Raw genomic sequence first — 13,949 nt, 5'->3', positions numbered from 1 at the left:
TCCTGCCGTTCACCGAGCACCGGATCGACCCTCGCCGCGGCGATGCCCGTACGGCCTGCGGCGTCCACGGCATGGTCGACGGTGATGACGCCGGGAATTGCCGCAGCCGCACGGAACAGGGCGGCACGCTGCGCCGCGGGCAGGTACGCCTCCGAAAGCAGGTCACGGACCCGCCCCCAGGCATCGGTATCCGCTTGGGCGCCGCGTCCGAGATGGCGGTAAAGATGCTCGTACATCTTCGCCGGCTCAGTCGGCAGACGGCTCACGTAGGCGTAGTCATTACGCAGGTACTCTGCTCGGTCGTCGAAGCCGGCAAGCTTCGACGGGCCGCTGCGGCCGACGTTCTCGCGGGCCTCGGGCGAGATGGGCCAACCGGGGAACGGTTTGGGTTCGAGAAGCTCACCCTCGATGACTCCACCGGTGGCATCACCCTCCACCGGCAGCCAGACTTTGCGTATTGTTCGGTCCAGGTGACGTTGAGGGCGTCCTTCGCGGTCTTGGCCGTAGGAGGGGTTCATCGTCTGCGATTCGAAGACCAGGAACTGGCCGGGTTTCGGATGCAGTTCTGGAGTGTTGCTGACGTTGTCGGCAGCCCGCTTGAGTACTTGCGATGCCGCCATGGGCATCGTATGGATGGTCTGGCGAGCGCCTGGCTCCGAGTCGATGGTGACTGCCAGGATCCCGGCTGTCGCCGTGGCGACGGCCAACCCCGCGAGGCCCAGCCTCAGGAAGCGCGGGCGCCTCGCGGCGCGGGCCACGCCTGCGGACGACTGTTCGGCGATGGCGGCCAGCAGTCGGTCCTCCTGAGTCTGAAGTTCGGTGAGGTCACGCCGTGGAACCTCCGAGCGGAACCGCTCGAGCCGCGTCATCTCATTCATAGACGGATTCCTCGCTAACGGTGGCCATGGCGTTGATGTCGCCGAGTTCTTTGCGGAGTTTGTTTCGCGCCCGGTTGATGCGTGATCGCACTGTTCCGAGGCGTACACCTAGCGCCTCGGCGACCTCTGGATAGCTGAGGTCGCCCCACGCGACCAGGAGCAGCGCGTCGCGATGCCCTTTCGGCAACGCCGCCAGCGCGCCCGCCAGGTGGCGGCGGGAGGCCTCGGCGATGACTCGCTCGTCGGTGCGTTCGGTGAAGGGCGCCGTCACCGGGTCGCTTCCGGTGCGCTCGAGGATGCGTAACTGCCGCACCTCGGTCCGCTGATGTCGTCCCATCAGGTTGGTCGCGATCCCGTACAGCCATGGCCGCGCGTGCGGGCGTGCGAGGTCGTAGCCTTCCCGCTGCCGGAACGCCGTCAGGAACGTCTCCGCCACGATGTCTTCGGCGGCATCCTCCCCCAGCCTGCGGGCGACGTAGCGGGTGATGTCCGGGGCGTGTCTGCGGAAGACCTCGGCGAATGCCTCGGGCTCGCGCCGGGACCGCTCGATGAAAGAGGCATCATCGGCCTCTCCTCGGCTGGTCTCACTCATGCTGTGGGCCTCTCGGGCTTTGGATCAGGACGCCTGTTGTTGCCAAGTCGGCCGCAAACGGTTCCCGCCGGTGCCGGGTCCCTCCATGGTCGTCCTCAGCCGCAGTCCGCAGGGGGCGTTACAAGGTCATCCACCGGGGGGAGCTGAGACCGCAGTCGCCATGACGACGTGGCAGTAAGGCTCGTTGCAGATTCCCGGCCAAGCTGCGTTGCAGGTCACAGGGAAGCCCGGGAAGTCAGGAGACGTCCGAGAAGTCCGGGAAGTGCGATGCCGTGCCCGGTTGAGGCTGGGAGTCCACAACTGCGATGATCTCGCTGGTCCTGTCACCCTCTGCATCGCAGGGAGCACTCTTGTTCAAGCGTCGTGGTTTGATCTTGTCCGCAGCCCTCACCGCGCTGTTGGTGGGTGTCGCCGTTCCCGGCGCGGCGGCGGGCGACGAGTTCGATGATCCGACATATCCGGGCCCGGTCTACCGGACCGTCACGGACAAGAGCGCGCTTCTGTCCTTACAGACCAATGGCCGGCCGGACGGGCGGGACATGGTCTTCCGGATCTCCGGCTCGGTCTACGCCAACATCGAGGGCAACGCCTACGACCCGGGGCTGCGCCACGGCCAGAAACTGTTCAACATCGAGGGCTACAACATCCGGCGGCTGTACCGGGTGCCCGGTACCACGCAGCTCTACCAGCTCTCCCGTGAGATCGTCTTCTACACCGACCCCGCCGACCCGACGAAGATCCTGCGGGAGTGGAAGAACCCGATCGATCTCAAGACGTACCCTGTCGTCCCCATCAACAACGACGCGGTGAACTTCGGCCCGTTCAACGTCACCTCCTCCTACGTCGGCCCGCCCCTGCGGCAGATGCACGACGAGACCGAGTGGACCAGCGACATCCCGGTGCGCACGAACCTCAAGACCGCGTTGGGTGAGCCGTTCGGGCTGGTGAACGGTGTCTACGCGGCCCAGGAGATGTTCGACTTCTACGTCGACGAGCGCGAGGTCGCGACCCGCACGGTCGCGGGCACCGTCCCCAAGGGCGCGATGAAGACCAAGATCAGCTGGGCGAGGACGAGCCCGTGGGCGCCGTTCATGTGCCTGCCGGAGACCGACGTCCGCGGGCAGCTCACCTACCACGCCCGCAGCTGGTCGCTGCCGTCCTACCTCGACGTCGAGCCGTGGCTGCGCGCCGAGGTCGAGGCGAGCTACCCGCTCTTCAAGGCCGCCCCCACCGCGCCCGGCCCGAGCGAGAACTCCTGGACCTCCTTCTACAACAAGCAGCTGGGCAAGGGAGCCACCACCTGGACCGGCTGGTGCGCCGCCAACGGCAAGGCCGCCTGAGCGCACGACGATCCCGGCCGGCCGCCCTCATGCGGGCGCGGCCGGGGTCGTTGCTACTGCTTCGGTACGAGAGCGAGGTCGAACCGTATCTCGACCTCGTCGCCGACCTTGAGCGCGCCGAAGAACGCCGAGTAGGGCCGGATCCCCCACCGGGACTGCACGACGGCCGCCGATCCATTCACCCGTCCCTCGGTCAGGGAGCCGTGCAGCGCGACGGGCTGTGTGGCGCCGACCATGGTGAGGTCGCCCTCGACCTGGAACGACTCGGCCGTCCCCGCCACCCGTGACGACCGGAACGTGATCACCGGGTGGCGTTCGCCGTGCAGGACCTTCTCCCGGATGATCTTCCCGATCTCCTCCCGGTCGGCGTCCGTGAGCGGCTTGACGCCGCCGGTCCCTTCCCGGACCTCCAACGATCCCGCGTCGACCTCCACGGTCACCGAGGAGCCGGCCGGGTCGGCCGGGTCGATCGTGGCGTCGGCGCGCCAGCGGGTGACCGCGATGGTGAGATCATGCCCCGCCTTGGCGCCGAACCCGGCACGCGTCGTGCGGACCACGAGTCGGCCGGTCTCGGGACCCGACGTGTAGCCGCCTGCGGTGATGCTCACACTGCCAGGTTACGTCCCCCGGATGTCGGCCGGTTGAGCATGCCCAGAACGACCGGAAGGGCCCCTGACACCGCCAGGGGCCCTTCCGTCACGCGAAGGTCAGCGATGGCCGGACGACACCAGTTCCCGGTCCGCCTCCTCCTGGACGAGGTCGAGATCGTCCGCGATCTCGGCACCCGCCACGGCGTCCGGCAGGTCGTCCTCCATCCGCCGCAGCGGCCGGTACCAGAGCCCCAGCGCCCCCCACACCACGAGCAGCGCGCCGGTCACGGCCAGCAGCAGGCCCACGCCCCGCCCCGGGCCCACCCCGACGATGTCGCCGACCACGGTGCCGGCCAGCGCCCCACCGGGGTCGAGCAGCGGGCCGAACAGGCCGGACAGCGCCGGCGCGGACAGGAACGCCAGCGGGGTCATGGACACCGCCAGCATCTGGTTGGTGGCCAGCACCCGGCCCTGCAGCTCCAGACCCACCTTGAGCTGGATGAGCGACAGCCAGTGCGCGTTCAGGATGCTGAGGAACAGCCACGACAGCAGCCCGCCCACGGCCGCCAGGGCGACCGACGGGCGCAGCCCGATGAGCACGATGCCGAGGCCGAAACCGCTGACGAGGCCGACCATGCCGATGGCCCGCCGTTCCGTGCCGCCCCAGAACACCATGACCAGGGTCCCGAGCACCGCGCCGAGGCCCTGCGCCGCGGTCACCACGCCGACCCCCGCCACGTCGCCGAACGACTCCACGGTCGGCACGGTGATCGCCAGGGCGAGCATGCCCAGGTAGTTCTCCACCACGAAGAACCCGATCATGATCATGAGTGGGCGCCGCCGTACCAGGAACCGCCAGCCGCCCACGATCGCCTGCCGGAACGTCTCCTCCAGCCGGTGGAACATCCGGTCGGGGAAGCGCACCAGCAGCAACGTGACCAGTCCGGCGACGAAGGTGACGACGTCCACCGCCATCACCCCGGGCAACCCGACCAGGGAGATCAGCGCCGCCCCGGCGAGCGGTGCGACGAGCATGCCGAGCCCGGTGCCCACGTTGGCGACGGCGTTGGCCTGCATCAGGTACGGCTTGGGCACGAGCTGCGCCACGGCCGCCAGGTAGGCGGGCCGGTGGAAGGCCGTCACGAGCGACAGCACGCCCGAGACGATGCCGACCTGCCACACCTCCAGACGCCCCGCGGCGAGCAGGACCACCACCGCGAGCGTCGCCACGGCGGACACCGCGTCGCAGGCCAGCATGACCAGCCGCCGGTCCACCCGGTCGGCCACCGCCCCGCCGAGCGGCGAGGCCAGCAGCGACGGCAGCGTGGCCAGCATCGAGACCAGCGCGTAGTCCGACACCCGCCCGCTCTCCTGGTAGGCCCACACGCCCAGCGCGAACGCGGTGAGCGCACTGCCCAGCAGGGAGGCGGTCTGCCCGGCGGCGACGGTGTAGAAGCGGCGCAGGTCCCGGCGGGCGCGCTTGCCGACCACGTCGACCTCGCCGACCGGCTCCGGCAGCCGACCGGCCGCCCAGGCGCTCAGGTGCCCGTCGATGATCTCGGCCAGGCGTGCGGCCTGGTGCTTGATGAAGTAGTGGCCGGCCCGGGGGATCGTGGCCAGCTCCACGCGCTCGGCGAAGGCGCCCCACTCCCGGTGACGCTCCTGGTAGAGCTCGGTTGCCCGGTCGCGCTCGCCGATCACGCACAGCACCGGCGCGGCCAGCCGCCGGGCGTCGCCGCCCGCGGCGCCCTGCGCGTCCTTGTCGCGCCGGGTCAGCTCGCCGCTGAACCACGCCTGCGCCTCTTCCACGTCGTGCCGCAGGCCGCGCAGCATGATCGCGGTGTCGCCGGTGTCCTCGTCGAGGGCTCCGAGTGTACGCAGGAAGTCACGCTGCGACCGGTCGGAGGACCACCGGTTGGCCGGGAATCTCCGGTTCCACCAGGCGGAGATCCGGCCGGGGAGCCGGGCGTCGGGGAAACTGCCGCCGACGAACAGTCCGGCCACCGCGACGCCCGCCTCCTCCAGGCGCAGCGCCAGCTCGGTGGCCGCGGCGGACCCTACGCAGTGCCCGTAGAGGGCGACCGGCCCGGTGCTCAGCTCGGACAGCTCGGCCAGGATCCGCTCGACCAGCTCGGGGAGGGGCAGCAACGGCTCCTCGGGGCGGGCCGGGTCGTGCCCGGGCAGCTCGACGGCCAGCACCGCCGTGCCGGGATGCCGGGCCGCCAGCTCGGTGGCCAGCGGTCCGTACGCCGCGGCCGAGCCGCCGCCGTACGGCACGCACAGCACGGTACGGGCCGCCACGGCCGGACCGGCCAAACGGTGCAGCAGTCCGGGTTCCCCCGCGTCGCCGGAGTCGAGATGGGCGGCCAGCTCCCGCACGGTCGGCCGGGTGAACAGGTCGATGACGCGAAGCGCGGGGTCGATCTCCCTGACCGCGCGCACCGCCATGAACGAGTCGCCGCCGAGCGCGAAGAAGTCGTCGTCTATGCCGAAGTCGTCGATCCCGAAGTCGTCCCCGCCGAGCACCGACGCCCAGACCTCGGCGACGCGCCGCTCGGTCGGTGTGCCGGGCGAGACCCGTTCGGCCGCCGCGGTCACCTCCGGCATGGGCAGCGCCGCCCGGTTGACCTTGCCCAGGGGGGTGAGCGGCAGCGTGTCGAGGACCATGATCGCCGGCGGCACCATGTACTCGGGCAGCCGTTCCCGCAGGCCCGCCCGGACCGTCGCGAGGTCCACGTCGCCGGGCGCGATCCAGGCCACCAGCCGGCGGTTGTGCGCCTCGCCGACCGGCAGCACCGCGGCCTCCAGCACGCCCGGCTGGTCCTGCAGTGCCGCCTTGACCTCACCCAGCTCCACCCGGAAGCCGCGGATCTTCACCTGGTCGTCGACCCGGCCGAGGAACTCGACCATGCCGTCGCGGTTGAGCCGCACCCGGTCGCCGGTGCGGTAGCAGCGGGTGGTCCCGGTGACCGGGTCGGGCACGAAGCGCTCCGCGGTCAGGTCGGGGCGGCCCAGGTACCCGCGGGCCAGGCTCGGGCCGCCGATCCACAGGTCGCCGGGGACCCCGGCGGGCAGCGGCCGGCCGGCCGGGTCGACCACGTAGCAGTCGACGTTCGGCAGCGGCCTGCCCAGCGGCACGGCGGCCGAACCGGTCGGCTCCGGCGGTGCGACGCAGCTCAGCACCGACACCGTCGTCTCCGTCGGTCCGCAGTGGATCTGGAGCTCCAGCCCGGGCCGGGCGGCGCGGATGCGTTCGGCCAGCTCCCACGAGGTGGCCTCGCCCGCCAGGATCAGCAGCCGGGTCGGCAGCATCGCGGCCAGGTCGCCGTGCGCCGCCAGCAGCTCCAGGTGGCTCGGCACCATCTTGATCAGCTCGACCGGGTGGGCGGCGAGGTGGCGGGCGAAGGCGTCGGGGTCGGTGGCGGTGTCCTGGTCGAGCAGGTGCACGGTCGTGCCGCTGAGCAGCGCCCCGAACAGGCAGGTCATCACGAGGTCGGAGGCCATCGTGGAGACCACCCCCCACGAGCCGTACTCGCCGTCGAGCCGTTCGGCCACCGCCCGCAGGTACTGCAGGACGGCGCGGTGCTCCACTGCCGCGCCCTTCGGCCGGCCGGTCGAGCCGGAGGTGAACAGCACGTGCGCCAGGTGCTCCGGCGACACGGCCACACCGGGCGGCGTCTCGGGCAGGTCCTCGGCCAGCACGTCCTCCAGTACGAGCGCGCCGGGCAGCCGCCCGGCCAGCGCCCGCTCGGCCAGCACCAGCCGCGCCCCGCACGAGACCATGTACGCCAGGCGGTCGTCCGGGTAGGCCGGTTCGAGCGGCATGTACGCCGCCCCGGCCTTGAGCACGCCCAGGATGGCCGGGACGAGCGGCCGGTGGCGCTCGGTGAGGATGCCTACGACGGCGTCGGTGCCGACGCCCGCGGCGCGCAGCCGGTGCGCGATCCGGTTGGCTTGCCGCTCGACCTCGGCGTAGGTCAGGGTGCCCGCCGGGTCGGCGACTGCGACGGCCTCGGGGGTGCGGGCCGCCCAGTCCTCGAACCAGGCGTGCAGCGGCCGGGACAGGTCGTAGTCGCGGCGCGGGCCGGCGACCAGCGGCCCGGTGACCGGCTCCAGCGGCACCGCCGCCGCCGGCGCGTCCAGGTCGGCGAGCATGCCCTCCAGCAGGGTCACGTACCAGCCGGCCATGCGCCGCGCCGTGTCCTCGTCGAACAGGTCCCGGCGGTAGGCCAGCGTGCCCTCGTAGTGGTCGCCCGCGTTGGCCAGCGCCAGGTTGAGGTCGTACTTGGCGGTGCGCAGGGGCGGCTCGAAGACCTCCACCTCCAGCCCCGGGAGGCGGGGCGGCTCCGGTCGGGTGTCCACGACGTTGAGGACCGCCTGGAAGACCGGGGTGGTGGCCAGGTTGCGGTCCGGGTGCAGCCGCTCGACCACCCGCTCGAACTGGATCTCCCGGTGCGCGAACGCGTCGAGGGCCAGGTCGCGGGTGCGGGCCAGCAACTCGCGGCCCGTCGGCTCGCCTGACCGGTCGCCCCGCATGACCAGCGTGTTGACGAAGCAGCCCAGCATCCGTTCGGTGTCGGGGTGCAGCCGCCCGGCCTCCAGGACGCCGACCGGGACGTCGTCGGTCGCCGACACGCGGCCGAGCAGTTCCTGCCAGACGGCCAGCAGCACCATGAACGGCGTGCCGCCGGCGCCCGCGGCGGCCGAGCGCACCTTCGCCGTCAGCTCGGTGCCGAGCGTGAGGGGGACCTCGCCGCCCGACCAGTCGGCCACGGACGGCCGGGGCCGGTCCGTCGGCAGGTCGAGCACCGGTTCGAGCCCGGCGAGCCGGTCGAGCCACCAGCCCACGTCGCCTTCCGGCTGGTCGGTGAGCCAGCGGGCGTAGTCACCGTACTGAACGCGCGGCCGTGCCGGCCGCTCGCCGACGCCCAGCTCGGCGGCGTAGAGCGCGGCCAGCTCGGCCAGCGCCACGTCCCGCGACCAGGCGTCGAAGGCGATGTGGTGGACGGTCAGCAGCAGCACGTGCTCGTCGTCGCCCAGCCGGAAGAGCGTCGCCCTCGTCGGCGGCTCGGCGCCCAGCTCGAACGGCCGGTACGCCTCCCGCTCCAGGGCGGCCCCGAGCAGGTCAGGCCCGGCCACGTCCTCGACCGTGATCGGCACCCGGTCCGCGCTGACCACCACCGTGTGGTCCTGATCGACCAGTGTGCGCAGCACCTCGTGCCGCTCGGTCAGCTCGCGCACGGCGTTCAGCAGCGCGGCGGTGTCGAGCGCGCCGCGCATGCGCACGGCCGTCGGGACGTTGTAGGCGCCCCGCTCGCCGGGATCGGCGAGCTGCGCCAGGAACCACAGCCGCGCCTGCGCCGGCGAGAGCGGCGCGGGCTCGTCTCCGCTCGCGGCGGGGATGCCCGGCAAGGCGCGGGCCGCGGTACGGCGGGCGGCCGCCAGCCGCTCCGCCAGCCGGTCCTGCAACTGGGTCACGGCCCTACCTCCGTCCCGGACAGGCCCGCGTCTGTCTTCAGCTCGGCCAGCAGCAGTTTCTCGACGGCGGCGGCGAAGGCGCCCAGCACCGGCCGCTCGAACAGCAGCCGCACCGGCACCTCCATGGCCAGAGCCTCCCTGAGCCGCCCGGCGACGAGCATGGCCGCCAGCGAGTGGCCGCCGACCGCGAAGAAGTCGTCGTCCACGCCGACGCTCTCCAGCCCCAGCACCGCCTGCCACACCTCGGCCACAAGCAGCTCGGCGTCGCTGCTCGGCGGCACCTGCGCCCGGGCGGCGCGGTCCGGCCTGGGCAGGGCGGCCCGGTCGGTCTTGCCCGAGGAGGTGGTGGGCAGCGCGTCGAGCGTCACCCACTGGCGCGGCACCATGTACTCGGGCAGCCGCTCGCGCAGCCCCGCCTCCAGAGCGGCGGTGTCGGCCGCGCCCACCACGTAGCCCACGAGGTGGTCCTCGTGCACGACGACGACCGCGTCCGGCACGCTCTCGCGCAGCGCGGCCTCGATCTCGCCCAGCTCGATCCGGTGCCCGCGCACCTTGACCTGCTGGTCGCGGCGGCCGAGGAAGTCGAGGGTGCCGTCGGGGCGCCAGCGCGCCAGGTCGCCCGTACGGTAGCGCCGCTCCCCGGGGGCGAGCGGATCGTCGGCGAACGCGGTGCTCGGCACGCCCCGGTAGCCCCTGGCCACGCCCGCGCCGCCGATCCACAGCTCGCCCGGCACGCCGGGCGGCAGGAGGCGTCCCGCCTGGTCCAGCACGTAGGCGTGCTCGCCGGGCAGCGGCCCGCCGATGGACACCGTCTCCCCGGCCGGGACGGTGACGCGGGTCATGGTGGAGTAGACGGTGGTCTCGGTCGGGCCGTAGGAGTTCCACAGCTCGCCGACCCGGGCCGCGACCTGGTCGGCCAGCGCCGGGTCCAGTACCTCGCCGATGCTCACCACCCGTACGCGCCGCCCGCCCGTCCAGCCCGCGGCCACGAGCATGCGCAGCGTGGTCGGGGTGGCCGTGAGCAGCGTGACGCCGCTGTCGTCGACGCGCCGGGCGACGGCGTGGCCGTCCACGGCGACCTCGCGGCCCAGCAGCTCCAGCCGGAGCCCGTTGCACAGGCTCACCCACAGGTCGAAGCCGAAGACGTCGAAGGAGAACGGGGTGAGGCCGAGCATGACGTCGTCGTCCCGTACGCCCGGCGTGACGCGCATGGCCGCCACGAACGCCGCCAGGTTGGCGTGCGTGACCTCCACGCCCTTGGGCCGTCCGGTCGAGCCGGAGGTGTAGAGCACGTAGGCCAGGTCGCCGGGCGCCGGCTCGTGCGGGATCGGGCCGCCGTCCGGCAGCGCGGAGACGTCCAGGACGGTCGCGCCCGTCGGCTCGGACAGCAGGCGCGCGGTCTCGGTGGTCTCGCCGGCCGCGAGCACGACCCGGGCCCCCGAGTCGGCGAGCTGGTGCCGGAGCCGCTCGGCCGGATGGTCCGGTTCGAGCGGCACGTACGCCGCGCCTGCCCGCGCCACGCCGAGCAGGGCCGCGGGCAGGAAGCGGTTGCGCGGCAGGCACACGCCGACGACCCGGTCCCCGGCTGGTGCGGAGCCGTACGCCTCGGTGACGGCGGCGGCCACGCGGGCCGAGAACGCGGCGAGTTCGCCGTAGGTCAGTTCACCGGTCCCGTCGGCCACCGCCACCCGGTCCGGATGGCGCGCGGCCCGCGCCAGCACCTCGTGCGCGACCGTGGCCGTCCCCAGCGGGGGCAGCGGAGCGCCGGTGCCCCAGGCGAGCAGCGTGGCCCGCTCCTCGGCCGTGACCAGCCGGAGCTCCGACAGGGGCAGGTCCGGGCCGGTCACCGCTGCCTCCAGCAGCCGCATGAGCCGGTCGGCGAAGGCGTCGGCCTCCTCCCGGGTGAACAGGTCCACGTCGTACTCGAACTGGACCTCCACCCCCTCCGCCGTGGTGTTCACGAACAACGTGTACGGGGCCTGCGCTCCGCCGCCGCTCAGCTCGCCGAGCAGTTCCACGGTCAGCCCGTCGCGCTCCAGCCGTACCGGCACGGACGGCGGCTGGTAGGACAGCACGACAGGGGTGAGCATGGTGCCGCGCGGGCGTTCGATGCCGGAGACGGCCAGCCGCTCCTCGGGGGCCAGGCCGACGTGGTCGAGGGAACGGGCCGTGGCGCTCGCCGTACGGATGACGGCTTGCCGTACCGACAGGTCGCCGTTCAGGCGCAGCCGTACGGGCAGCACGTCGACCAGCGGGCCGACGAGGCCCTCCAGCTCGGGGTGGGCGCGGTCGGCGACGGCGGCGCCGAGCAGCACGTCGGACCGGTCGGTCTGCGCCGCCACCAGCAGCCCCAGGACGGCGAAGTACACCGCGAACGGCGTCGTGCCGGTCGCCGCCGCCAGCGTGGCCACCTCGGCCGCCGTCTCGGTCCGCACCTCGCGGACCAGGCGGGTGCCGCGGAAGCGGCTGGGGCCGCCCTCCGCACGGGCCGACAGGTCGTACGGCGGCACCGCCCCGGCCAGCTCCTCGGCCCAGAACGCGCGCAGCCGCTCGGTCCGCGCGGGGTCGGCGGCCAGCTCCTGCTCCAGCAGGGCCACGTCGCCGACCTGGACGGCCGGCGGGGTGACGGTGCCGGCCAGGGCCTCCATCAGCGCGGCGTTGGACCAGCCGTCGTAGGCGGTGTGGTCGGTGACGACGATCAGCTCGGCCGTCCGCTCGCCCCGCCAGAGCAGCGCCGCGCGCAGCAGCGGCACGTCGGCGGAGAGGTCGAAGCCGTGGCCCGCGAGCCGTTCGGCCAGCCCGGGGGAGTAGGGGTGCTCCTCCAGCGGGACCGGCGCGGGCGGCCGCACCTCGGCGGCCGGCTCGCCGTCCGCGCCGACGACGGTGACCGTGCGCAGCACCTCGTGCTCGCGGACGAGGGCGTCCAGCGCGGCCCTGACCGGCTCGGCGGAGTCCAGCCCGGTCAGGAGCAGGCGGAAGGCGAGCGTCGTGGCGTTACGGGTGTGGCTGACCTCGCGCAGCAGCCACATGCCGTACTGCGCGGCGGTGAGAGGGTAGCGGGTCATGCCGTGGTGCCGGACCGGCCGGGGCGCGCCGGAGCCGGTCGCGGTCTCCTCGACGAGCGGGGCCAGCTCGGCGATCGTGGGCCGGCCGAGGAACGTGGTGAGCGCCACCCGTGCGCCCAGCTCGCGCTCGATGACCGCGCAGATCCGGGCGGCGGCCAGCGAGTGGCCGCCCAGGTCGATGAAGTGGTGGTGGATGCCGACCTGCTCGACGCCGAGCACCTCGCCGACGATCTCGGTGAGCCGCCGCTCGGTGTCGGTGCGCGGCGCCACGTACGGGCCCAATTCGGGGGCGAACTCCATCGGCGGGAGGGCGGACCGGTCGATCTTCCCGGTGGGGCCGAGCGGGATGCGATCCATGACCGCGATCCGCGAGGGCACCATGTAGTCGGGCAGGTGCCTGCGCATCCACTCGCGCAGCGCGTCCTCGCGCAGGTCGTCGTGCCCGGCGGCCGGCTCGACGTAGGCGACCAGGCGGCGCACCTCGCGCGCGTCGTCCTGGGTCAGCACCGCCGCGTGGTTCACGCCGGGATACCGGGTCAGTGTGCCCTGGACCTCGCCCAGCTCGACGCGGAACCCGGCCACCTTGACCTGGTCGTCGTTGCGTCCCGCGTAGTGGTAGACGTCGTTCTCGCGGCGGACGAGGTCACCGGTGCGGTAGTGGCGCACCCCGTCCTCGTCGGTCACGAAGCGCTCGGCGGTCAGCTCGGGCCGGTTCAGGTAGCCCCGGCCGACCAGCGGCCCGGCCACCCACAGCTCGCCGATCTCGCCCTCTCCCAGGGGCCGTCCCTCGGCGTCGCGCACGCTGAGCAGCGAACCCGCGTAGGCCGACCCGATCGGCGGCTCGCCCTTGTCGTCGCGGGTCACCTCGAACGAGGTGCAGGTGACCGTGCACTCGGTGGGCCCGTAGACGTTGACGACCCGCTGGACGCCGGGGTTGGCGTAGATGCGGTCGACCAGCGCCCTGGTCAGCGGCTCGCCACCGGCCATCACCATCCGCGTCCGGGCGGGCAGCGGCTCGCTCAGCAGGGCGACCAGCGCGGACGGCGCGCCATACACGGCCGTCACCTCGTCGCGGGCCGGGAGCGTGGGAAGGGCCAGCAGGTTGTCGGCGACGATCACGGTCCCGCCGGTGATCAGCGGCAGGAACATCTGCGTAACGGACGGGTCGAAGCACACGGAGGTGGCGAACAGCATGCCGTCCAGCTCGCCGGCGTAGCGCTCGGCCTCGTGGCGCAGCAGCGCCATGACGTTGTGGTGCTCGATGACCACGCCCTTGGGGCGGCCGGTCGAGCCGGAGGTGTAGATCACGTACGCGGCGTCGGTGGGGCCGCCCCGCTCGGGTGCGTCGTCCTGGGGGTGCTCGCCCAGGGACTCGACCAGCAGCGCCTCCGCGCCGGAGGCCGCCAGCACCGCTTCCTGCCACCTGGCCACGGGGCCCGATGTGATGAGCTGCGCCATGCCCGCGTCGGCGGCGATGAACTCCAACCGGTCGGCGGGGTAAGCGGGGTCCAGCGGCACGTACGCCGCGCCCGTCTTCAGGACGCCGAGCAGCGCGGCGATGAGCGTGTGGTCGCGGTCCAGGCACACCCCCACGGAGTCGCCCGGGCCCGTGCCCCTCGCCCGCAGCGCCCGGGCGATCCGCTCCGCGTGCGCGTCGAGTTCGGCGTATGTCACACGGGTCGTGCCTGCCACGACGGCGACGCGTTCGGGTGCGCGTCGCGCCTGGTCAGCGAAGGCCTCATGCACACGGTCGGTGTCGAGGTTGTTACCCACCAAAGATCTCCCGCGTCAGGGTGGATTGATCGCGGCAAGGCTCGCATGTTCAGCGGCATGGCGTTGTTTAGGTAGGTTCCATTACCATAACAATGATCATTGCGATGAGTAACGGGAAATGTCGGTCCGTGGTCGCCGCTGGCGGAGTACAAGGGCGGCGTGTCGCCCGGTGAGTAAGGTTCCGGTTGACAGGAAGTTTGTATTCCGGTCAGCGAGAAGTGGGGGGCATCCTG

At 72.7% G+C, this 13,949-nt stretch carries 6 protein-coding genes; 1 reads left to right on the top strand and 5 read right to left on the bottom strand.

Annotated elements, in window-relative coordinates; genetic code table 11:
* Both AB0H81_RS13025 and AB0H81_RS13020 read right to left on the bottom strand, forming a co-directional pair.
* On the bottom strand, positions 1-878 hold an 878-nt coding region (locus AB0H81_RS13025), incomplete at its 3' end, for a CU044_5270 family protein (protein ID WP_358373299.1).
* A complete protein-coding gene (locus AB0H81_RS13020) occupies positions 871-1,470 on the bottom strand; it encodes an RNA polymerase sigma factor (RefSeq protein WP_358373297.1) in 600 nt (199 codons plus the stop codon). The genes AB0H81_RS13025 and AB0H81_RS13020, both read right to left, overlap by 8 nt.
* Positions 1,471-1,844: 374 nt before the next feature.
* On the opposite strand from AB0H81_RS13020, the gene AB0H81_RS13015 reads away from it, so the two are divergent.
* The gene (locus AB0H81_RS13015; RefSeq protein WP_358373295.1) at positions 1,845-2,810 is read left to right on the top strand and encodes a DUF1838 family protein; all 966 of its coding nucleotides are present in this window, start codon (positions 1,845-1,847) and stop codon (positions 2,808-2,810) included.
* Between the two features lie 53 nt (positions 2,811-2,863).
* Here the strand turns inward: AB0H81_RS13015 and AB0H81_RS13010 are convergent, their stop codons facing one another.
* From AB0H81_RS13010 to AB0H81_RS13000, 3 genes are all read right to left on the bottom strand, one after another.
* Positions 2,864-3,418: a YceI family protein gene (locus AB0H81_RS13010; protein ID WP_358373293.1), complete on the bottom strand. Its 555-nt coding sequence runs from the start codon at positions 3,416-3,418 to the stop codon at positions 2,864-2,866.
* Between the two features lie 99 nt (positions 3,419-3,517).
* Positions 3,518-8,878 (bottom strand): amino acid adenylation domain-containing protein, encoded by a 5,361-nt coding sequence (locus AB0H81_RS13005; RefSeq protein ID WP_358373290.1) that lies wholly within the window; start codon positions 8,876-8,878, stop codon positions 3,518-3,520.
* On the bottom strand, positions 8,875-13,689 hold the full coding sequence (locus AB0H81_RS13000) for an amino acid adenylation domain-containing protein (protein ID WP_358373302.1): 4,815 nt from the start codon (positions 13,687-13,689) through the stop codon (positions 8,875-8,877). Before AB0H81_RS13000 ends, AB0H81_RS13005 begins: the two co-directional genes overlap by 4 nt.
* Positions 13,690-13,949: the final 260 nt, after the last annotated feature.

It is taken from the genome of Nonomuraea sp. NPDC050691 (assembly GCF_040654455.1).
Lineage (GTDB): Bacteria > Actinomycetota > Actinomycetes > Streptosporangiales > Streptosporangiaceae > Nonomuraea.
Note: the sequence above shows the minus strand (reverse complement) of the source record. Positions and strands in the feature narration are given on the sequence as shown.

Bases quoted from the DNA above. Each gene is read 5' to 3' on its own strand.
- AB0H81_RS13020 (WP_358373297.1), bottom strand. From the start codon at position 1,470: ATGAGTGAGACCAGCCGAGGAGAGGCCGATGATGCCTCTTTCATCGAG.